This window comes from Microbacterium candidum, assembly GCF_030315975.1.
In the GTDB taxonomy this organism is placed as follows: Bacteria; Actinomycetota; Actinomycetes; order Actinomycetales; family Microbacteriaceae; genus Microbacterium; species Microbacterium candidum.
In genome coordinates this window covers 132,544-151,418 of record NZ_JASXSZ010000002.1, presented here as the reverse complement: position 1 = coordinate 151,418, position 18,875 = coordinate 132,544, and the positions used below count along the sequence as shown (strand labels likewise).

General features: G+C 69.1%; 19 protein-coding genes. 17 read left to right on the top strand and 2 right to left on the bottom strand.

Annotation, left to right across the window (positions count from 1 at the left end; all coding sequences use genetic code 11):
• Positions 1-23 precede the first annotated feature (23 nt).
• The 3 genes from alr (at position 24) to QSV35_RS07065 (ending at position 2,944) form a co-directional block, all read left to right on the top strand.
• A complete protein-coding gene (gene alr, locus QSV35_RS07075; RefSeq protein ID WP_419956827.1) occupies positions 24-1,073 on the top strand; it encodes an alanine racemase in 1,050 nt (349 codons plus the stop codon).
• Positions 1,074-1,120: 47 nt separating this feature from the next.
• A complete protein-coding gene (gene tsaE / locus QSV35_RS07070) occupies positions 1,121-1,543 on the top strand; it encodes a tRNA (adenosine(37)-N6)-threonylcarbamoyltransferase complex ATPase subunit type 1 TsaE (RefSeq protein ID WP_286288460.1) in 423 nt (140 codons plus the stop codon).
• A gap of 129 nt (positions 1,544-1,672) precedes the next feature.
• Entirely contained in the window at positions 1,673-2,944 is a 1,272-nt protein-coding gene (locus QSV35_RS07065) for an amidohydrolase (protein WP_286287958.1), read from the top strand.
• Between the two features lie 24 nt (positions 2,945-2,968).
• On the opposite strand, the gene QSV35_RS07060 is transcribed toward QSV35_RS07065, so the two are convergent.
• On the bottom strand, positions 2,969-4,132 hold the full coding sequence (locus QSV35_RS07060) for a hypothetical protein (protein WP_286287957.1): 1,164 nt from the start codon (positions 4,130-4,132) through the stop codon (positions 2,969-2,971).
• 88 nt (positions 4,133-4,220) lie between these two features.
• Between QSV35_RS07060 and tsaB the strand changes: the two genes are divergently transcribed.
• The 4 genes from tsaB to QSV35_RS07040 are packed head-to-tail and all read left to right on the top strand — an operon-like array spanning position 4,221 to position 7,112.
• Positions 4,221-4,898, top strand: a complete 678-nt coding sequence (gene tsaB / locus QSV35_RS07055) for a tRNA (adenosine(37)-N6)-threonylcarbamoyltransferase complex dimerization subunit type 1 TsaB (RefSeq protein WP_286287956.1) — start codon at positions 4,221-4,223, stop codon at positions 4,896-4,898.
• Positions 4,895-5,380: a ribosomal protein S18-alanine N-acetyltransferase gene (gene rimI, locus QSV35_RS07050; RefSeq protein ID WP_286287955.1), complete on the top strand. Its 486-nt coding sequence runs from the start codon at positions 4,895-4,897 to the stop codon at positions 5,378-5,380. Before tsaB ends, rimI begins: the two co-directional genes overlap by 4 nt.
• Positions 5,371-6,432: a tRNA (adenosine(37)-N6)-threonylcarbamoyltransferase complex transferase subunit TsaD gene (gene tsaD, locus QSV35_RS07045; RefSeq protein ID WP_286287954.1), complete on the top strand. Its 1,062-nt coding sequence runs from the start codon at positions 5,371-5,373 to the stop codon at positions 6,430-6,432. Before rimI ends, tsaD begins: the two co-directional genes overlap by 10 nt.
• A complete protein-coding gene (locus tag QSV35_RS07040) occupies positions 6,429-7,112 on the top strand; it encodes a hypothetical protein (protein WP_286287953.1) in 684 nt (227 codons plus the stop codon). The genes tsaD and QSV35_RS07040 overlap by 4 nt, the downstream gene beginning before the upstream one ends.
• Positions 7,113-7,231: 119 nt before the next feature.
• Here the strand turns inward: QSV35_RS07040 and QSV35_RS07035 are convergent, their stop codons facing one another.
• Positions 7,232-8,416 (bottom strand): THUMP-like domain-containing protein, encoded by a 1,185-nt coding sequence (locus QSV35_RS07035; protein WP_286287952.1) that lies wholly within the window; start codon positions 8,414-8,416, stop codon positions 7,232-7,234.
• A gap of 137 nt (positions 8,417-8,553) precedes the next feature.
• Here QSV35_RS07035 and groES point away from each other — a divergent pair, with 137 nt between their 5' ends.
• The 10 genes from groES (at position 8,554) to QSV35_RS06985 (ending at position 18,781) form a co-directional block, all read left to right on the top strand.
• Positions 8,554-8,850 (top strand): co-chaperone GroES, encoded by a 297-nt coding sequence (gene groES / locus QSV35_RS07030; protein ID WP_286287951.1) that lies wholly within the window; start codon positions 8,554-8,556, stop codon positions 8,848-8,850.
• 247 nt (positions 8,851-9,097) lie between these two features.
• Positions 9,098-10,012 (top strand): EamA family transporter RarD, encoded by a 915-nt coding sequence (gene rarD / locus QSV35_RS07025; RefSeq protein ID WP_286288459.1) that lies wholly within the window; start codon positions 9,098-9,100, stop codon positions 10,010-10,012.
• Between the two features lie 177 nt (positions 10,013-10,189).
• Entirely contained in the window at positions 10,190-11,692 is a 1,503-nt protein-coding gene (guaB, locus tag QSV35_RS07020; protein ID WP_286287950.1) for an IMP dehydrogenase, read from the top strand.
• A gap of 316 nt (positions 11,693-12,008) precedes the next feature.
• The gene (locus QSV35_RS07015) at positions 12,009-12,248 is read left to right on the top strand and encodes a type II toxin-antitoxin system prevent-host-death family antitoxin (protein WP_286287949.1); all 240 of its coding nucleotides are present in this window, start codon (positions 12,009-12,011) and stop codon (positions 12,246-12,248) included.
• Entirely contained in the window at positions 12,245-12,664 is a 420-nt protein-coding gene (locus QSV35_RS07010; RefSeq protein WP_286287948.1) for a type II toxin-antitoxin system VapC family toxin, read from the top strand. Before QSV35_RS07015 ends, QSV35_RS07010 begins: the two co-directional genes overlap by 4 nt.
• A gap of 199 nt (positions 12,665-12,863) precedes the next feature.
• Entirely contained in the window at positions 12,864-13,253 is a 390-nt protein-coding gene (locus tag QSV35_RS07005; protein ID WP_286287947.1) for a hypothetical protein, read from the top strand.
• 222 nt (positions 13,254-13,475) lie between these two features.
• Positions 13,476-14,642 carry a hypothetical protein gene (locus QSV35_RS07000; RefSeq protein WP_286287946.1) on the top strand — a complete coding sequence of 389 codons (1,167 nt, stop codon included), beginning with the start codon at positions 13,476-13,478 and terminating at the stop codon, positions 14,640-14,642.
• A gap of 659 nt (positions 14,643-15,301) precedes the next feature.
• The gene (locus QSV35_RS06995; protein WP_286287945.1) at positions 15,302-15,901 is read left to right on the top strand and encodes a hypothetical protein; all 600 of its coding nucleotides are present in this window, start codon (positions 15,302-15,304) and stop codon (positions 15,899-15,901) included.
• Positions 15,902-16,151: 250 nt separating this feature from the next.
• The gene (locus QSV35_RS06990) at positions 16,152-16,643 is read left to right on the top strand and encodes a hypothetical protein (protein WP_286287944.1); all 492 of its coding nucleotides are present in this window, start codon (positions 16,152-16,154) and stop codon (positions 16,641-16,643) included.
• Positions 16,644-17,068: 425 nt separating this feature from the next.
• Positions 17,069-18,781, top strand: coding sequence for an ABC-F family ATP-binding cassette domain-containing protein (locus QSV35_RS06985; protein WP_286287943.1), 1,713 nt, complete (start codon positions 17,069-17,071; stop codon positions 18,779-18,781).
• Positions 18,782-18,875 lie beyond the last annotated feature (94 nt).

The following is an 18,875-nucleotide window of genomic DNA, read 5'->3' as shown; positions in this document are numbered from 1 at the left end:
CCATCGAGGAGAACACCCGGCAGATGCGTCGCCTCACCGGCGTCGACGTCATGGCGGTCGTCAAGGCCGACGGGTACGGGCACGGCGCCGTCCGTTCGGCCGCCGCGGCGATCGCCGGCGGCGCGACCCGCCTCGGCGTCACTGACGTCACCGAGGCGCTGGCCCTGCGCCGCGGAGGGATCGACGCCCCGATCGTCGCGTGGCTGCACGCTCCGGGGCAGACGTTCTCCGAAGCCGCCGCCGCCGGTGTGGAGATCGGCGTCTCGACGATGGACCAGCTGCAGGCGGCGGCCGCCGCCGCATCCTCCGAGTACGCCGTCGGCGTGCACCTGAAGCTCGAGACGGGGCTCGGGCGCAACGGCATCCCGCCCGCCGACTATGCCGCGGTCTTCTCCGAGGCTGCGCGCCTCGAACGCATCGGCCGGCTGCGCATCGTGGGCCTCTTCAGCCACCTCTCCAACACGTCGCCCGACGACGACCGAGGGGCGCTCGCGGCCTTCCTCGAGGGCGTGGATGAGGCGGCTCGCCTCGGCATTCACCCCAGCCTGCGGCACATCGCCGCCACGCACGCCGCGATCGACCTGCCCGAGTCGCGCCTGGACTGCGTGCGCATCGGCATCGGTCTGTACGGGCTGTCGCCGTTCGCCGACCGCACGTCGAGCGACCTCGGGCTGCGCCCCGCGATGACGCTCCGCAGCGAAGTCGCGGCCGTGCGGCGCGTGGAGGCAGGCCACGGCGTCTCCTACGGCTACACGTACACGACCGACCGCGAGACGACGCTCGCGCTCGTCCCGGTGGGCTACGCCGACGGCATCCCGCGGCAGGCCTCGGGCACCGGCCCCGTCGTCATCGGCCGCCAGCGCTTCACGGTCGCCGGACGTGTGGCGATGGACCAGTTCGTGGTCGACGTGGGCGACACCCCCGTGCACGTCGGCGACCCTGTGGTGCTCTTCGGCGATCCGACGCTCGGCGCACCGGGGGCGGAGGAGTGGGCGGATGCGGCGTCCACGATCAACTACGAGATCGTGACGCGCATCGGCCCGCGCGTGCCACGCCGGCAGGTGCGGTCGTGAGCCTCGGCGAGCTGCAGGGCCGTCACGAGATCGCCACGCCGGACGCGATGGAGGCGCTCGGCGAGCGGATGGGGCGGATGCTGCATCCCGGCGATCTCGTCGTGCTGACCGGCCCGCTCGGGGCGGGCAAGACGACGCTCACCCGCGGCCTCGCCGCCGGCCTCGGCGTGCGCGGGCCGGTGCAGAGCCCGACGTTCGTGATCGCGCGGACGCATCCCTCCCTCATCGGCGGGGCGCCGCTCGTCCACGTCGACGCGTACCGGCTCGGCTCGGCCGCGGAGCTCGACGACCTCGACATCGACGTCGACAACTCGGTCGTCGTCGTCGAGTGGGGTCGCGGGATGATCGACGGCCTCCGCGAGCGGTGGTGGGAGGTCGAGCTCGACCGGGATGCGGCCCGTCCGGCCGACGCCGATGAGGAGCTGGATGCCGACTCCCCGCGCATCGTGACGATCACCCGCCGGCCCTGACCTCTTTCCGGATCTGATGGCCCCTCGGAGTCGCCTCACCATCTGATGCCGCAGGATGATCAGATGGTGAGCGCCTGATCGGGGGATACGCTGAAGCCGCGCACCGCCGCGCGGATCAGAGGAGTGAGGATGGCCCTGACCTCGACCGCGATCGCCGCCATCGACGCTGCGATCGCCGAGCACACCGACGCCGACGTGGAGAGGTTCATCGACCTCCACCGGCATCCCGAACTCGGGTTCATGGAGGAGCGCACCGCCGCCGTCGTCGCCGACCGGCTGCGCGAGCTCGGATACTCCGTCACGACCGGCATCGGGGTCACCGGTGTCGTCGGAGTCCTCCGCAACGGCGATGGACCGACCGTCCTGTACCGCGCCGACATGGATGCCAATGCCGTCGCGGAGGCGTCCGGCCGCCCGTACGCGAGCACTGTGCGCGTCGTCCGTCCGGACGGCACGGAGAGCCCGGTCGCCCACCAGTGCGGCCACGACGCCCACGTGACCTGGATGCTGTCGATGGCGCAGCTGCTCGCGGAGCGCACCGACCTGTGGGCCGGTACGGCCGTGCTCGTCGGGCAGCCGGCGGAGGAGCCGATCACCGGGGCGAAGGCCATGGTGGAGGGCGGGCTCTACGACATCGTGCCGGTGCCTGACCAGATGATCGGGATGCACACGGCGCCGATGCCCGTCGGCACCCTCGTGTGCGCGGGCGGAACCCTGATGGCGGGCACCGACCAGCTCGACGTCCTCATCCGCGGTGCCGGAGGGCACGGATCCTCGCCGCATCGCTCCAAGGACCCCATCGCGATGGCGGCCGAGGCGATCGTGCAGTACCAGTCGATCGTCGCTCGCATGATCGATCCGAGCGCGACGGCGGTGCTCACCGTCGGCGCGATCCACGCCGGGGCGGACAACAACGTGATCCCGGACGAAGCGCTCCTCAAGCTCAATCTGCGCTGGTTCGAACCCGCGGTGCGGGAGCGGATGCTGCGCGGCATCCACGACGTCACCGACGGCATCGTCCGCACCTACCAGGTGACCGACGACCGGATGCCGGTGTACACGATGAAGGGCGGATCGACCCCGCTCGTGAACACCCCCGCGCTGTCGACCCGTCTCGCGGACGCGTTCGCGGGGGCGCTCGGCGAGCTTTCGGTCGTCCGGCAGTTCCCGGCTCAGCTGGGCTCCGAGGACGCCCACCTCCTCAAGGGGCCGCACGACGACATCGACTTCACGTATCTCATGGTCGGAGTCGTCGATCCCGACGTCTTCGCGGAGGCCCGGGTGCAGGGCAAGGACTATCCGTACACGCAGCACAGTCCGGAGTTCTACGTCGACCTCGCCGCGATCCCGATGGGTGCCCGCATCGCGTCCTACGCGATGCTCGAACTCCTCGGCGTCTGAGGGAGGCGCCCGCGCGGAGTCGGGTCAGCCGGTCGGCGCCGTCCAGAGCCGGCTGGCGTCGGGGCCGGTGGTCGCCAGGATCAGGTGGCCGCCGAGGACGGCGGCCGCGGCATCCTCTGACCTCGCCGGCGTCGGGATCGCGGACCATCCCGAGCAGTCGGCGCCGACCGACCACAGCGTCGCGACGTGGTCGATCGAACCGACGACGAGGGCGCGATCTCCGAACAGCACGACCTGTGTGACGTCGATGAGTCCGTGACCCGGACCGGATGACTGCGCGGTCTGCGTACCGGCGGTGTCGGTGCGCCAGCACCGCAGCTGCTGCGAGGCGGCGAGCGTGGCGCCGACGGTCGTGCAGCCCGCGGTGCCGCACGCGGAGGCGAGGGCTGCCGCATCCGTCGGCGACGAGAGAGCGGAGCGCGTCCAATGGATGCCGTCGGGTGAGCGCCAGACGAGCGGCTTCGTGGTTCCTGCGCTCATGACGGACCCGGCGAGCACGAAGCCGTCCGCGACCCAGGATGCGGAGTTGGCGAACGTCTGCTCGCCCGGAGCGGAGGAGAGTCCGGGCGCGTCGGCGATCCTCGTCCAGCGGACGCCGTCCTTCGTCAGCCAGACGGCGGCGCCGTAGCCGTGCGGCCCGTCCCAAGCGCCCGAGATCAGGGCGATGCCGCCCGAGGATGCCATCGCCGTGACGCCGATCGCGTCCTCGCCGCCGAACAGCGTGTACGGCTGCTCGTGCTCGTCGAGGCGGTGGAGGTCGCCCGCCCACGTCGTCGGCCTCGGATTGCTGTGTGCGCCGCCGTACGCCTGCCCGAACGCGACGACGCGCCCGTCGGCATCCGCCCCCATGATGAACTGCGCGACCTCGCCGTAGGCCGTGACGGCGTGGGTCTCCAGACGCGTCCACGTTCCGAGATCGGTGGTCGTCCACGCGGCGGGTGCCCGGGCGGCGCCTGTCGGAACCGAGCCGAAGGCGAGGAGCGTCCGACCGGTCGCCACCATCGTCAGCACGCGGGCGCCGGGCGCGGGGGCGGCGATCTCTGTCCACCCCGCGCTCATGTGCGTCGGCGCGACGGCAGTGGGGTTGGTCGACGGCGGCGGGGGCGACACGTTCGTGCACGCCGTGAGGGCGAGCAGGCACACGGCGGCGATCAGCGCCGCCCGTCCTCGCCTGCTCGTGGACCGCACGCGCCCGACATTACGACCGTCCGCTCGGCGAGGGAAGGCGTTCCGTCGGCTCGCCGGGTGCCCAGACGCCCCGACTACCCTGGAAGGCATGATCCTCGGCATCGACACCTCGGTCGGCACGAGCGTCGCGGTCGTCGACGCCGACGGCGTGGTCCGCGCGGATGAATCGAGCGACAACCCGCTGGGCCACGCGGAGGTCATCGGCACGCTCATCGCGCGGGCGCTCGAGACCGCCGCCGTCACGCCGGCTCTCGGCGTGACCGCGCTCTCCGACGACACCGAGATCTCGTATGTCGCCGCCGGCATGGGTCCCGGACCGTTCACGGGATTGCGGGTCGGCATCGCTGCAGCGCGCGCGTTCGCGCTGGGGCGCGGCATCCCGGTCGTCCCCGTCGTGAGCCACGACGCCGTCGCGCTCGGGAGACTCCTTCAGGCCGCGATGGTCGTGGAGGAGGACGTCCGATTCGCCGTCGTCACCGACGCGCGCCGTCGCGAGTTCGCCTACACGGTCTACGACGGGATGGATGCCGACGGCCTGCCGGTCCGCGCGACGGAGCCGGCGCTCATCCCGCGCGACGACCTCGACGCGCGTCTCGCCGAACTCGGCGCTCTGCGCCTGGACGCGCACGCCGTTCCCGCGGCGCTCATCGGGCTCGCTGCATCCCGCGCCCTCGCCGCGGGCCGCTCGATCGGCCCCTCCGACGCGCTCTACCTCCGCTCGCCCGATGTCACTCTCCCCGCCGGCCCGAAGAAGGTGAGCGCATGACCCGCGCGGCCACGGCGGACGACCTGGGCGCGATCATGGCGCTCGAGCGCGCATCCTTCCCGACCGACGCGTGGTCCGAGGCGATGATGCGCGAGGAGCTCGCCTCGCCCCACAACACGTACGTCGTCGCCGAACAGGCGGGGCGCATCGTCGGATACGGGGGCGTGCGCGCGCCGCGCCGGGCGAAGGATGCCGACATCCAGACGATCGCGATCGACGCCGCCGCGCGCGGCCGGGGGAGGGGCCGAGCGCTGCTGCGCGACCTCCTGAACGCCGCTCAGGAGCGCGGAGCGGCCGAGGTGTTCCTCGAGGTGCGTGCCGACAACCCGGTGGCGCAGGCGCTGTACGAGTCCGAGGGATTCGCGGAGATGGGCCGTCGTCCGCGCTACTACCAGCCCGACGACGTGGACGCCGTCGTCATGCGGCTCGACCTGCGCGCCTGGGCGCATGCGGCGACGGCGGATGGAGGAGTGTGCACGTGAGCGAACCGCTGGTTCTCGGCATCGAGACGAGCTGCGACGAGACCGGAATCGGGATCGTGCGCGGCCGCACGCTGCTGTCCAACACCATCGCCTCCAGCATGGACGAGCACGCCCGCTACGGCGGCGTCGTGCCGGAGGTCGCAGCCCGCGCGCACCTGGAGGAGCTGCAGCCGTCCATCGAGGCCGCGCTCGCCGAGTCGGGCGTCGCGCTGGAGGACCTCGACGCCGTCGCGGTGACGAGCGGCCCGGGACTGGCCGGCGCGCTCATGGTCGGCATCGGCGCGGCGAAGGCGCTCGCGGTGTCGCTCGGCAAGCCCCTGTACGCCGTCAACCACCTCGTCGGGCACATCGCGGCCGATCTGCTGACCGGCGACGAGATCGTGCTTCCGACCGTCGCGCTCCTCGTGAGCGGCGGGCACACGTCGCTCCTGCTCGTGCGCGACCTCACGACGGATGTCGAACTCCTCGGCGAGACCGTGGACGACGCGGCCGGCGAGGCCTTCGACAAGGTCGCGCGGCTGCTCGGCCTGCCGTACCCGGGCGGCCCCGAGATCGACCGGGCCGCCGCAACGGGCGACCCGAACGCCATCCGCTTCCCCCGCGGCCTGTCGCGCGCGAGCGACCTCGACAAGCATCGCTACGACTTCTCCTTCTCCGGTCTGAAGACCGCTGTCGCCCGCTGGACCGAGCAGCACGACGGCGAGCTCCCGGTCGCGGACGTCGCGGCATCCTTCCGCGAAGCGGTCGTCGACGTCCTCGTGACGAAGGCGCTCGCGGCGTGCGCCGACTACGGCGTGCCGCGGCTGCTCCTCGGCGGCGGCGTCATCGCCAACAAGCGTCTGCGTGACGTCGCGCTCGAACGCGGGGCGGCTGCCGGCGTGACCGTGCGGATCCCGCCGCTCAGTCTGTGCACCGACAACGGCGCCATGATCGCCGGCCTCGCGGCCGAGCTGATCGCCTCCGGTCGTCGTCCCTCGACCCTCGAGTTCGGCGCCGACTCGACCCTGCCGGTGACGGAGATCCAGGTCGCCGAGACGGTGGCCGTGCCGTGAGCGTGCCCGAGCCGGTCGGCGAGAGTCCCGGGGAAGAGGCGACTGAACCGGCAGAGGATGCCCGCCACGCTGCTGGCCAGGCCCGCGCTCCGTCCGGATCGGATTCGGGCGCAGCGGCGCCCGGAGATTCCGTAGCCGGCGACGGCGCGGGTGAGATCGAGGCAGAGAACGAATCGGATGAGGATGCTGGCGCCGATGCGTCGGCGGAGCCGATCGTCCGCAACGGCGAGAACGGCCAGGGTCCGGCGAGCGGTGTCGCGCCCCCGGCTTCCGACCTCGCTCCGACGATGGATGCCGCATCCCTTCCGGGTGCCCACCGTGGCGGTTTCTCGCGCGAGTTGACCGGCCCGGTCGGAGTGACGATCCAGTCGGCGCCGATCGAGCCCGGCACGGAGGACGCACTCGATTACACCCCCGCGGAGTGGGCACAGCCGTCGCCGCGCGTGCGCTTCGCGGCATGGGCGCTCGGGTTCGCGATCGTCGGGCTGCTGGTGTCGTTCCTCGTCGGCTGGGGCTTCCTCCTCGGCATCGTCGGCATCATCGCGGGGGTTGTTTCGCTCCGACGTGACGAGGCGCGTGCGATGGCGATCTGGGCGATCGTGCTCGCTGCGGTGTCGATCCTCTACAGCGCCGGATGGCTGGTGTTCGCTGCCACGCAGGGCGCCTTCGCCGGCAGCTGATCCTCGGCGGGGCCATCTGCGTTTCGTCTCGCTCGTTCCTCGCTCGCTCAACGACCCGCAGGTATGTGGTCCCCGCGGGTCGTTGAGCGAGCGCAGCGAGTCGAAACGCGGCGAGCCGCTCAGACGCGGTCGGCGAGGATTGCGAGGTGCTTCCCGCCCACCCGGGTGAGGATGAGGGTCGCCTCTTCGTCGCCCTTCAGCTTCAGCGACGTGCGCAGCTTCGCGGGGTCGACGTCGACGCCGCGCTTCTTGATCTCGAGGCGCCCGATGCCGCGCTCCTTCAGGGCGCGGGCAAGCCCACGGACGTCGGCGGGCAGCGTCTCGCGCACGCGGAAGCTCGAGACGAACGGCGACGTCAGCGCCGCATCCCCGGTGAGATACGCGATGCCGGGCGCGACCATGCCCGCCTGCAGCGACCGCGCGACATCGCCGATGAGGCGGGCGCGGATGACGGCGCCGTCGGGCTCGTGGACGAACGCGCCGAGCTCGCGCTCAGGCTCGTCCGCAGCATCCTCCTGCGCGGTCAGCTCATGGGCGGCCGCGCCGCGGACGACGAGCGCGGCACGACGGACGCCGGGCCGTGCCAGCTCTCGCGACCACAGCACGAGCTCGATCGTCGAGCCGTCGACGCCGATCCACTGGGCCTCGACATCCTGCGGAATGAGGTCGCGGTCGAACGCAGGGCCGAGCTTCACGCCGGTCGGAAGCCTGCCCGCGAGGTCGAACGCCCAGTCGAGCGACGGCGTGTAGTCCGCCGCGGAGACCCGCGAGGTCTCGGTGTGCCCGGCCGTGCGTCGCGCGGGGTCGAGCCAGGCGGCATCCACCCCGGACAAGTCGGCGTCCTCCGCGCGCCCGTGCGCGACCGACACGGCGTCGCCGAAGGGAGCCAGGTTGTAGGCGGCGATCGCGGCGGTGACCTCGTCGGCATCCACGGCGTGCACGCGCAGGCCTATCCCGGCGAAGCCGAGCGAGTCGCCGCCGATGCCGCATCCAAGGTCCGCCACGCTCTGCAGCCCTGCTGAACGGAACCGTCCCGCATGCCGGGCGGACACCTCGAGACGCGTGGCCTGCTCGAGCCCCGCGCGGGTGAACAGCATCCGGGATGCGAACGGCCCGAACTTCGCGACCGCCTTCTCGCGCAGGCGCGCCTGCCCGACGACGGCCGAGACGAGGTCGGCGGAGTGCCCCGCCGCGCGCAGCCGGGACACGGCGCGCGCGACATCCGGGATGCCGGCTGCCCGCGTCTCGTCCAGGAGCGCCAGCCCCTCCGGGGTCAGCAGGGCTCTCAGCTCGCTCATCTCCACGTCGTCCAGCCTACGGATGCGTGACGCAGAATTGGCACTCGCGTTGCATGAGTGCCAGTGCCCGTCCTAGACTTTGATCAGCACTCGCATGCGCTGAGTGCTAACGAGTCTTCACTCCAAGAAGGAAGAGGTACACCGTGTCGGTTTCCATCAAGCCGCTCGAGGACCGCATTGTCATCAAGCAGGTCGAGGCCGAGCAGACCACCGCGAGCGGTCTGGTCATCCCCGACACCGCCAAGGAGAAGCCCCAGGAGGGCGAGGTCGTGGCCGTAGGCCCCGGCCGCATCGACGACAACGGCAACCGCATCCCGCTCGACGTCGCCGTGGGCGACCGCGTGATCTACAGCAAGTACGGCGGCACCGAGGTCAAGTTCGGCGGCGACGAGTTCCTCGTCCTGTCGGCGCGCGACGTGCTGGCGGTCGTCGTCCGCTGATCGGCGACACCTGCTTCTCGAAGACCCGGATGCCGCGCATCCGGGTCTTCGTGCATTCCCGGGCGCGAGTGCGAAAGCCCCGGGAGCGCGCGACAGGGATGCGGAAGCCTGCGGCCAGTGCCGCGTCGACCGCGCGTAGGCTGGCACGGTGAGTCGCCCGGAATCGTCGCCCCCGCCCGAGGGGGCGCGCGACGAGACTCGCGTGGATGCGCTGACGGAGAGCACCGAGGTGCTCGGCACCGGCGGCGTGCCGGTCGTCGCGTCCGACCGTGAGCGGCGGCGCGGCATCATCTACACCTTCACGGCGTACCTGCTGTGGGGTGTCTTCCCGCTGTACTTCCTGCTGCTCGCGCCCACAGGTCCGTGGGAGATCGTCGCGTGGCGCATCATCCTGTCGTTCGTCTTCTGCCTGCTGCTGCTGACCGTCACACGTACGTGGGGCAAGCTCCGGGCGATCCTCCGACAGCCGCGGCTGCTCGGTTTGACGGCCCTCGCCGGCATCCTGATCTATGTCAACTGGCAGACATACCTCGTCGGCACGCTCTCCGGAAACGTCATCGAGACGAGCCTCGGCTACTTCATCAACCCGATCGTGACGGTGCTGCTGGGCGTCCTCGTCCTGCGCGAGCGCATCGACGTGATGCAGTGGGTCGCGATCGGCATCGTGGTCCTTGCCGTGGTCGTGAGCGTCGTCGCATACGGCGAGGTGCCGTGGATCGCGCTCATCCTCGCCTTCTCGTTCGGCCTGTACGGGCTGGTGAAGAAGCGCGTCGGTCCGGCGGTGGATGCGGTCAGCGGGCTGACGCTCGAATCCTTCTGGCTGCTGCCGATCGCGATCGTCGAGCTCATCGTCGTCGGCGTGACGTCGGGCCTCACCATCTTCGGGTACGGCGCCTGGCACGCGGTGCTCGTCCTGCTCGCCGGCGTCGTCACCGCGGTGCCGCTCCTGCTGTTCGCATCGGGCGCCCGCCGGGTGCCGCTGACGGTCGTCGGCCTCCTGCAGTTCGTGACGCCGATCATGCAGTTCATCGTCGGGGTGGCGATCCTGAAGGAGCCGATGCCGCCGGCGCGCTGGATCGGCTTCGGCCTCGTCTGGGTGGCCCTCATCCTCCTCATCGTCGACTCGCTGCGCACCGCGCGACGGGAGCGTGCGGCGGTCTGAGGGCTCGGCGACGTGACCCGGCGCGACTGGTGGTGCTCTGGTGACGGGCGCGGGAATGAAACGCTCAGGCAGCGCGCTTAGACTTTTCACACGCGGGCGCACCCTCCCGCGCCCTGGTCGTCGTCGTCCCACCCGCCGCGGGAACCACCTCCACCGCGGCCTCCCGGAGGTATCCATATGGAGCAGCCTGACCCGTTCGGTTTCGTCGGTCTCACCTACGACGACGTCCTGCTCCTGCCGGGGCACACGGACGTCATCCCCAGCGAAGCCGACACGTCGTCGCGCGTGACGCGACGCATCACGGTCGCCACGCCGCTCATTTCGAGCGCGATGGACACCGTGACCGAGGCGCGCATGGCGATCGCGATCGCGCGCGAGGGCGGGCTGGGCATCATCCACCGGAACGTCTCCGTCGAGGATCAGGCCTCGATGGTGGACCGCGTCAAGCGCAGCGAGTCGGGCATGATCTCCGACCCGATCACGACGACGCCGGACGCCACCGTCGACGAGGTCGACCGGCTGTGCGCGCAGTACCGCGTCTCGGGCCTCCCCGTCATCGACGGCGACGGTCACCTCGTCGGCATCATCACGAACCGCGACATGCGCTTCGTCTCCGGCTTTGAGCGCAAGTCGACGTTCGTCAAGGACGTCATGACGAGCGAGAACCTCGTCACCGGCCACGTCGGCATCGGCGCCGGCGAGGTCATCGCGAAGTTCGCCAAGCATCGCGTCGAGAAGCTGCCGCTCATCGACGACGACGGCAAGCTGGCCGGCCTCATCACCATCAAGGACTTCGACAAGAGCGAGAAGTACCCGCTCGCCACCAAGGACGAGCAGGGTCGCCTCCGGGTCGGAGCGGCGATCGGTTTCTTCGGCGACGCCTGGCAGCGCGCCGAGGCGCTCCGCGACGCGGGCGTCGACGTCCTGGTCGTCGACACCGCCAACGGCCAGTCCGCCGGCGTGATCGACATCGTCAAGCGCATCAAGGCCGACCCGACGTTCGACCACATCGACGTCATCGGCGGCAACGTCGCGACCCGCGAGGGGGCGCAGGCGCTCATCGACGCAGGCGTGGATGCCGTCAAGGTCGGCGTCGGGCCGGGCTCCATCTGCACCACGCGCGTCGTCGCGGGTGTCGGCGTGCCCCAGGTCACCGCCGTGTACGAGGCATCCCTCGCCGCCCGTCCCGCCGGGGTCCCGGTCATCGCCGACGGCGGACTGCAGTACTCGGGCGACATCGCGAAGGCGCTCGTCGCCGGCGCGGACGCGGTCATGATCGGGTCGCTCTTCGCGGGCACCGACGAGAGCCCGGGGGAGATCGTCTTCCAGGCCGGCAAGCAGTTCAAGCAGTACCGCGGTATGGGTTCGCTCGGCGCGCTGCAGACGCGCGGCAAGAAGACGTCGTACTCGAAGGACCGCTACTTCCAGGCGGATGTCCCGAGCGACGACAAGCTGATCCCCGAGGGCATCGAGGGCCAGGTCGCGTACCGCGGGCCTGTCTCGGCCGTCGCGTACCAGCTCGTCGGCGGCCTGCGTCAGTCGATGTTCTACGTCGGCGCCCGCACCGTCGAGGAGCTCAAGGTCAAGGGCCGCTTCGTCCGCATCACCGCCGCGGGCCTGAAGGAATCCCACCCGCACGACGTGCAGATCGTCGTCGAGGCGCCCAACTACAAGAAGTAGGAATCGCGATGAAGGCCGCGGCATCCGATGGATGTCGCGGCCGCTGCGTTTCCTCGGTTGCAGGGAGCGCCCACAGACATCCGCCCGGTCCGGGAGGTCCGGCGACTCACCGACGGCGATATCCGGAGTGGGGCGCCAAGCGGGATGCGACTTGTCCGTGCCCGGGCGGCCGGTGTTGTTGTCCGTACGTGGCGAACTCCTCCACCGTCGACCTGCCCGTGATGGGATCCATCTTCGTGCAGACGAGCGGTCCGGGATGTGTGCATCGTGGTAACGTAGATACGTACCTACATTTGCGTGGTGGAAGGGGGACCTGATGGCAACGACAATCAGCGCACGCTCGTTCAACCAGGATGTGAGCGCGGCCAAGCGGGCCGCGGATGACGGGCCTGTCGTGATCACCGACCGGGGCAACCCGGCATACGTGCTCCTGTCGATCAGCGAGTATCGAGCGATTCGCGCACGGCGGAGCTTGACGGGTCTCCTTCAGGCGAAGGATGACATCGACCTCGAGCCGGTGGTCTCGCGCGCCCTGCCGCGGGCGGCCGAGTTGTGAGCTACCTCCTGGACACGAACGTCGTCAGCGAGCTGCGCAAGAGCGTGACTCGCATCGACCGGAACGTCGCTGCATGGGGCGGGACACTCGACGCCGACCTCCAGTTCCTCAGCGCGATCACCGTGTTCGAGGTGGAGCTCGGAATCGTGCAAGCCGAGCGCCGAGACAGAGCCCAAGCAGCAACGCTGCGGCGCTGGTTCGACGAGGTCGTGCTCGACGCCTTCGCCGGACGGATCCTTCCGGTCGATCGGGAGGTCGCCCAGCTCGCCGCGCGCATGCACGTCCCCGATCCCCGACCGGAACGCGACACCTACATTGCCGCGACGGCGCTCGTCCACGGTCTGACCGTCGCAACCAGGAACGTTTCCGATTTCGAACCGACGGGCGTAGCGGTCTTCAATCCATGGGAGGCGTGACGGACCACACGCGCTGGCCCGCTGACGGATCCTCGTGCGTTCGCTGGCGCGCTCGCGCGCCCGGTCGGGCAATTCGTAGACGAGGGCGCCTCAGCAATGTGATGCTGTGCCTGTGGCGACTCGGTACTACAAGCGACCCTGGGACTAATCTCGCGGCGACGACTTCGCTCGATGGGGCCCTGCGACGTACTACTTCGAAGTGGGAGATGACGACTTCGCCTCACGACAGATCGAGCTCTACGAGAATGGCCCCACGCTCCGCTACGACCTAGCACGCCTGGAGGACCACTTCGGACAGCTCGGACAGGCAGCGTTCGACGATCCCGACGAGTGGATGCCGTGGAACATCTCCGACACCGAATTCGAGCAGGTCTGGAACCGCCGCGAAGAGTACGCGGCCATGACCGTCAACGAGCGACTATTCGTCGCGAGGTTCTTAGACGAATGGGACACCGCGATCAACGAACGCCACCGAGCTGTCGCTATCGACATCCTCCGTCAAGTCCGGCTCGACGAGGGCCAGGCCACGGCGACAGTCGATTCGGTCCTTGCCAACCCGGCAATGTACGGATTCCCACGTCGGGCTTGAGCACCGCCGCGCGTATGTCGACACGCGCTTCCGCGCCCCACATCGCAAGACCGTTGCAACACGCAGAGCCGGCGGCCTGTACGCTCGTCGATCCTTGAGAGCGCGGTCCTTTGAGAGTTGGTCCTGTTTCGCCGCCCGGTTCTGGTTTCGTTAGCATCTGCCCATGAGTGGACCCGATAACGCAGGAGTGTCGTCGCGATTCGGCTCGGGGATGCGTTGACAGTGCCCGCGCTGCGCATGGTGTGGGTGTGGCCGGGAATGGGTGCGCCGGATCAGCTGTGGGAGACCCTGGACGGTACGGCAACGAAGGAGGTCGACTCGTTCCTTCGCACGTCGGTCCGGGTATGCGAATCCTTCAGCCGGGAATTGAGTTCTGAGCCGGTCGAAGCGAGGTCGTCGCAGGTCCGATTCTTCGCTCTTCCCGGTGAGGCGCCTGATCTGGAAGTGTCCGTCGTCGAGCAGCGCAGCAGCTTGGAGGTTGGTCACGTGTATGTGCCGCGCGGCTTCCACAACTTGGAGGCATCGGTTCGTGCGGGGCTAGTGGCTGCCGCCGTCGAGACGGGTGTTCTCCGACTGGCCGAACTGCGCGGGTGGAATGCGTCCCTGATCACCGCCGCGATGGACAGAGCCCGGAGTACCACGTTCGAGTATCGCTGGGTCGGGCCTGTGAAGCAGCGACGCGACCGCCGGGTGGTGGCCCGGCTGCGCGGTGAACTTGTGGATGACGGGTACGGTCGGCTGTCGGCAGAGTTCACCGAGGCGGCCACCGGGACCGTCACGATCACAGAGCTGGTGCGCGGCTGGAACTCTCAGAAGTCATTCGATCGTGCGGCACGATCGATGCGCTGGGACGACACCGGCCGCCTCACATTCTCGACCGGGTCGTATTGGGACTGGCAGGACGTCGTGGTCACCGCCGATCCGACCAACGGTGCCATCACGACAACCGAGCCGACTATCGAACCCCGCCGGAACAACGGCGACGGCGGGCCGCCACCAGTCCCGCTACCCGTGGTGGTGAAGCGGGGAACCCCGGAAATCGTTCTGCTCGGCGGGTCGGGGCCGACGTCGGACCGGACCGAGGTGTATGACGAGCGCGCAGATCAGCTGCACACCTCGATGACCGAGAACCTCGAGTGGACGGAGTGGTGGCGCTTGGTCGGAGTCTCCGAGGCCTATCTACCGCTGTGGTACGACGGCGATAGATGGAAGACGACGATCCGGAAAGCGAGCGATCGTCTCACCGCGGTGCGCTACCGCCCGGTGGACTCGATCCCGGAGGACCCAGACAAAGCGAGAGCCCTCGCCGTTCGTGACTTCGAGACACTGCTATACCGCATTCAGGAGCGTTTCGACCTTCCGCCGCACCCGCCCTTTCGTAACCCGTAAACCGTCCCCTCTCGACGCAGGTCGGCGCTCAACCCGACGAATCTCGAGCGCTCTCATGGCGATCGGGCATCGTGCCTGTTGTCGTTGGTTGCACAGGACTCGAACCTCATCACTGAGATGATCATCACGGGTTGTGTGGCTGTTGGAGGCCAGGGTGGATGAAGCGCAGTTGAGATCGATGTTCGACGCCGAAGGCGTGGCAGCTGCCGGGGTGCCTTCATGACGAAGAAGGCCGCACCGGAGGACCTCTTACCGCCGGCGCCATACAAGAACACGCAAAAGATTAGGTGGGCGGATCTGCCCAGGCGCAAGCAGGTTCTATTCATCATCCGAGCGCCGTTCGTCGTACTTTGGCTTCTGTTTGACATGTTCGGCTCGCTCTCCTGAGCCGGCATTCTGACTACAAGTCCACTCACGCGGAGATGCTGCATGGGTCCCCACTCGATCCGATCATGCAACGGCCAGGGGGTGCCGTCTCTCCTCAGTCCCTAAGCGGTCCCTTGGCGCGCGGCGATGCGACTTTGGTGAGCGTTGGTGATGTCTACTTGAAGGCGATTCCTCGCTGACGCCCCGCGGCGAACCCGTACCGCGGTGATTCGCAGCGCCTGTTCGCGGGCGGATTGCAGAGCGGTGGGCTTCGCGTTCGAAAGGTGAGACCCGTGTGGCATTGGCGCAACCTTGTGAGCAGTCTCGGCGGACCTGGCGTCGCGACCGGCCAGATCGTCGACGCAGATCACGACACGCAGAGCCGGGCATTTGGTGCGCTCGTCGACGAGCGGTGGGTATCCGCGGATGCACACATGTCGACCGGCGTCACGGCGCTCCTCGTGCGGGGCTTGCCGATCCCGATGTCGTTCTGGTCGCAGCCCGAGCTCGGCTGCGGTGTCGACTTCGAGGTCGGAATCGACCTCGTGCAGAACGAGCGCTCCTGGGCGCGTGTGGCATCGTTCATGTCGAAGCTGGCGATGGCCACCGGCAAGTCGGTGGTGCTCGGACCGCCCGGAAGCGCAGCTCTCGCCGACATGACGGTGGTCGCGTCCCCGACGGACGGGGTCGTCCGCCTCCGCGAACCAAAAGCCACGGAACCGGTCAAGACAGTGAACACGCGGTCGGGCCCCGATGTTGACGGCACGCCATGGGTGCTCGGTCATTACGCCAGCTTCGGAGAGATCAAACGAACGTTCTGGCCCGGGGTACCTCATGACCCGGATGATCCCGAGCCGCCGTTCTCAGAACGCGACCCGCGCGACATCCCCTAAAAGACCCCGGCCGGCGCTCACATTCCCAGAGAAAACGGGTGCGCAGGTGGGTTGTCCTACGCGCGTCGCACAAGCCGTGAGACGCATTGCAGATCCGGGGCAAGACGCGGTGTAGCAGTGGTGGCGGCGCCCACGAAGCGGGTTCCCGTCGAGCCTCTCGTAACGATTAGCGGTCAGATCGGCCGATCCTAACTTCGGATTGCTGACCCTCTGACATGTTTCTCATGTGAAGAGGCAACCGTGGGCATGGGTGATGCTGGTCCCGTTCCTCGCGCTCGGACTCACCAGTTGCGGGCCATACGTCGGTGCTTCCCCTTCCAAGGGCCTAGACGTTGATCTCCAGACGTCGACCTGCTCAGTCGAACCTTCCAGCGGCGACGCGCTGGTCCAGTTCGAAGTTCGCGGGCGTGATGTCCTCGGGTGGGACCCACTGATCGTCGGATACAAACTTCAGGACGCACCACACGTGATGATCACGGGCGATGACCTGCTCGGATCCGGTGCCGCTCCGTTCACAACGAAAGCGCCGCCGGGCGACAAGGTCCTCGAAGCCATGACGAAGAACGTGGACAAGGTCTGGCTCGGCTCGAAAGTCCCTCGGGATCGACCCTCAAGGGTCGTTCTGTTATTACGTGGACGGCCGGGAGACGTCGACAGCGGCAGTCGACTGCGCATCTTCTGGGGCGGCGGTGAACCGGTCTATTACCAGGACTTGGACCTGGCAAAGATTCTCACCTGCTGATGGGCGCCCGAGCCCGTCGATTGCCGTGCGAAAGCCGGTCCTCTCGCGCGCAGGATGAGAGGCCGACCGCAGGTCACGAGACTTAGCGGGCTGGGATGCCCGTAAGACCCGCCCGATGAAATGCCCGGTGACGGGGGGCGTCAACTGGAACACGCGATCTGAACGTCACCCATCCCGGAGACGGTGCCCAGCAGAACCAGTCAACGCCACGAGATGTCCCGCTGGACACCGGGTGGACAAGTCACCGGTGAGATGCACATCTTCAACTCATCCCTAACATCGGTCCGGTCTGCGGCGGCGTTCGTCCGTCACGATGTGTGGTCGCGGGCTCGGATTGTGACGGACGAGCGGATGCGCGCCGGATGCGGTAGTCTGATCGGCTCTGCACATTCGATGGACGAAGCGGGGCGGAAGGATGCTGCGCCGTGGGGTACATCGATGTGGCCGCCGTGTCGTTCGGGCTGCCGGATGGCCGGCCCCTGCTGGATGAGGTGACGTTCCGCGTCTCCGAGGGGCGCACGACCGCCCTCATCGGCGCGAACGGCGCGGGCAAGACGACGCTGCTGCGAATCATCCGCCGCGCCGCAGGCGCCTCAGACGAGATCGGCGAGAAGCCCGACTCCGGAGCCATCTCGATCGGCGGCGGGCTCGGCGTCATGGACCAGTTCGTCGGCCATGGCCGTGCCGGCGAGACCGTCCACGACCTGCTCGTGTCGGTCGCACCCGACCGCATCAAGGCCGCCGCTGAGGAGCTCGAGGCCTCCGAGGACGCACTCATCGAGCGCGACGACATCGACACCCAGCTGCGCTATGCCTCCGCCATCGCGGACTACGCGGACGCCGGCGGCTACGAGCACGAGACCGTGTGGGATGCGTGCACGGTCGCTGCCCTCGGCATCCCGTTCGAGCGCGCGAGGTTCCGCGACCTCGAGACGCTGTCGGGCGGCGAGCAGAAGCGGCTGGCGCTCGAGGCGCTGCTGCGCGGACCCGACGAGGTGCTCCTGCTCGACGAGCCGGACAACTACCTGGACGTCCCGGGGAAGCGCTGGCTCGAAGATCAGCTGCGTGCGACATCCAAGACCGTCCTCCTCGTCTCGCACGATCGCGAACTGCTCGCTCGCGCCGCGGACCGCATCGTCACGCTGGAGGTCGGCCCTGCCGGCAGCACGGCGTGGGTGCACGGCGGCGGCTTCGCGACCTACCACCAGGCTCGCGAGGACCGGATGGCGCGGCTCGACGAGCTGCGCCGGCGCTGGGACGAGCAGCACGCCAAGATCAAGACGCTCGTGGCGACGCTGCGCGTGAAAGCGGCAAACAGTGACGAGTTCGCCTCGCGCTATCGCGCCGCGCAGACGCGTCTGCGCAAGTTCGAGGAGGCGGGGCCCCCGGAGGAGCGCCCGAAGGAGCAGGACCTCCAGCTGCGCCTGCGCGGATCGCGCACCGGCAAGCGGGTCGTCGTCGCTGAGCAACTGGAGCTCACGGGCCTCATGAAGCCCTTCGACCTCGAGGTCTGGTTCGGCGACCGCGTCGCCGTGCTCGGCTCGAACGGCTCCGGCAAGTCGCACTTCCTGCGACTGCTCGCGGGCGGCGGCACGGACCCGGATGCCCTGCTCGGCCACATCACCACGGTCGGCGCCGACCTGGAGCCCGTGCCGCACACGGGCCGCGTGTCGCTCGGTGCGCGGGTCGTGCCGGGGTGGTTCGCACAGACCCACCGGCATCCCGAGTTCGTCGGCCGCACGCTCCTGGAGATCCTGCATCGCGGGGATGCGGAACGCCCGGGTATGCCGAGGGATGCCGCATCCTCCGCCCTCGACCGGTACGGGCTCGTCCACCAGGCCGAGCAGAACTTCGAGACGCTGTCCGGCGGGCAGCAGGCGCGCCTGCAGATCCTGCTGCTCGAGCTGTCCGGCGTGACGCTCCTGCTCCTCGACGAGCCGACGGACAACCTCGACCTCGTCTCCGCAGAGGCGCTCGAGGAGGCCCTCGACCGCTTCGAGGGGACGGTGATGGCAGTGACGCACGACCGCTGGTTCGCCAAGTCGTTCGACCGGTTCCTCGTGTTCGGCGGGGACGGGCGGGTGTACGAGTCCGACGCGCCGGTGTGGGACGAGTCCCGCGTCGTGCGTGCCCGCTGATCCGCGCTCCGCATCCGTTCGCGGGTCGTTGAGCGGGGGAGGAACGACCGAGACGAAACGCGGTGAGCGTTCGAGGTCCGATCACTGCGTTTCG

Coding starts and splice junctions, on each gene's coding strand:
- alr (WP_419956827.1), top strand. CDS start 24: ATGCGTCGCCTCACCGGCGTCGACGTCATGGCGGTCGTCAAGGCCGAC.
- QSV35_RS07015 (WP_286287949.1), top strand. CDS start 12,009: ATGGCAACGACAATCAGCGCACGCTCGTTCAACCAGGATGTGAGCGCG.
- rimI (WP_286287955.1), top strand. CDS start 4,895: ATGACCCGCGCGGCCACGGCGGACGACCTGGGCGCGATCATGGCGCTC.
- tsaB (WP_286287956.1), top strand. CDS start 4,221: ATGATCCTCGGCATCGACACCTCGGTCGGCACGAGCGTCGCGGTCGTC.
- guaB (WP_286287950.1), top strand. CDS start 10,190: ATGGAGCAGCCTGACCCGTTCGGTTTCGTCGGTCTCACCTACGACGAC.
- tsaE (WP_286288460.1), top strand. CDS start 1,121: ATGGAGGCGCTCGGCGAGCGGATGGGGCGGATGCTGCATCCCGGCGAT.
- QSV35_RS07065 (WP_286287958.1), top strand. CDS start 1,673: ATGGCCCTGACCTCGACCGCGATCGCCGCCATCGACGCTGCGATCGCC.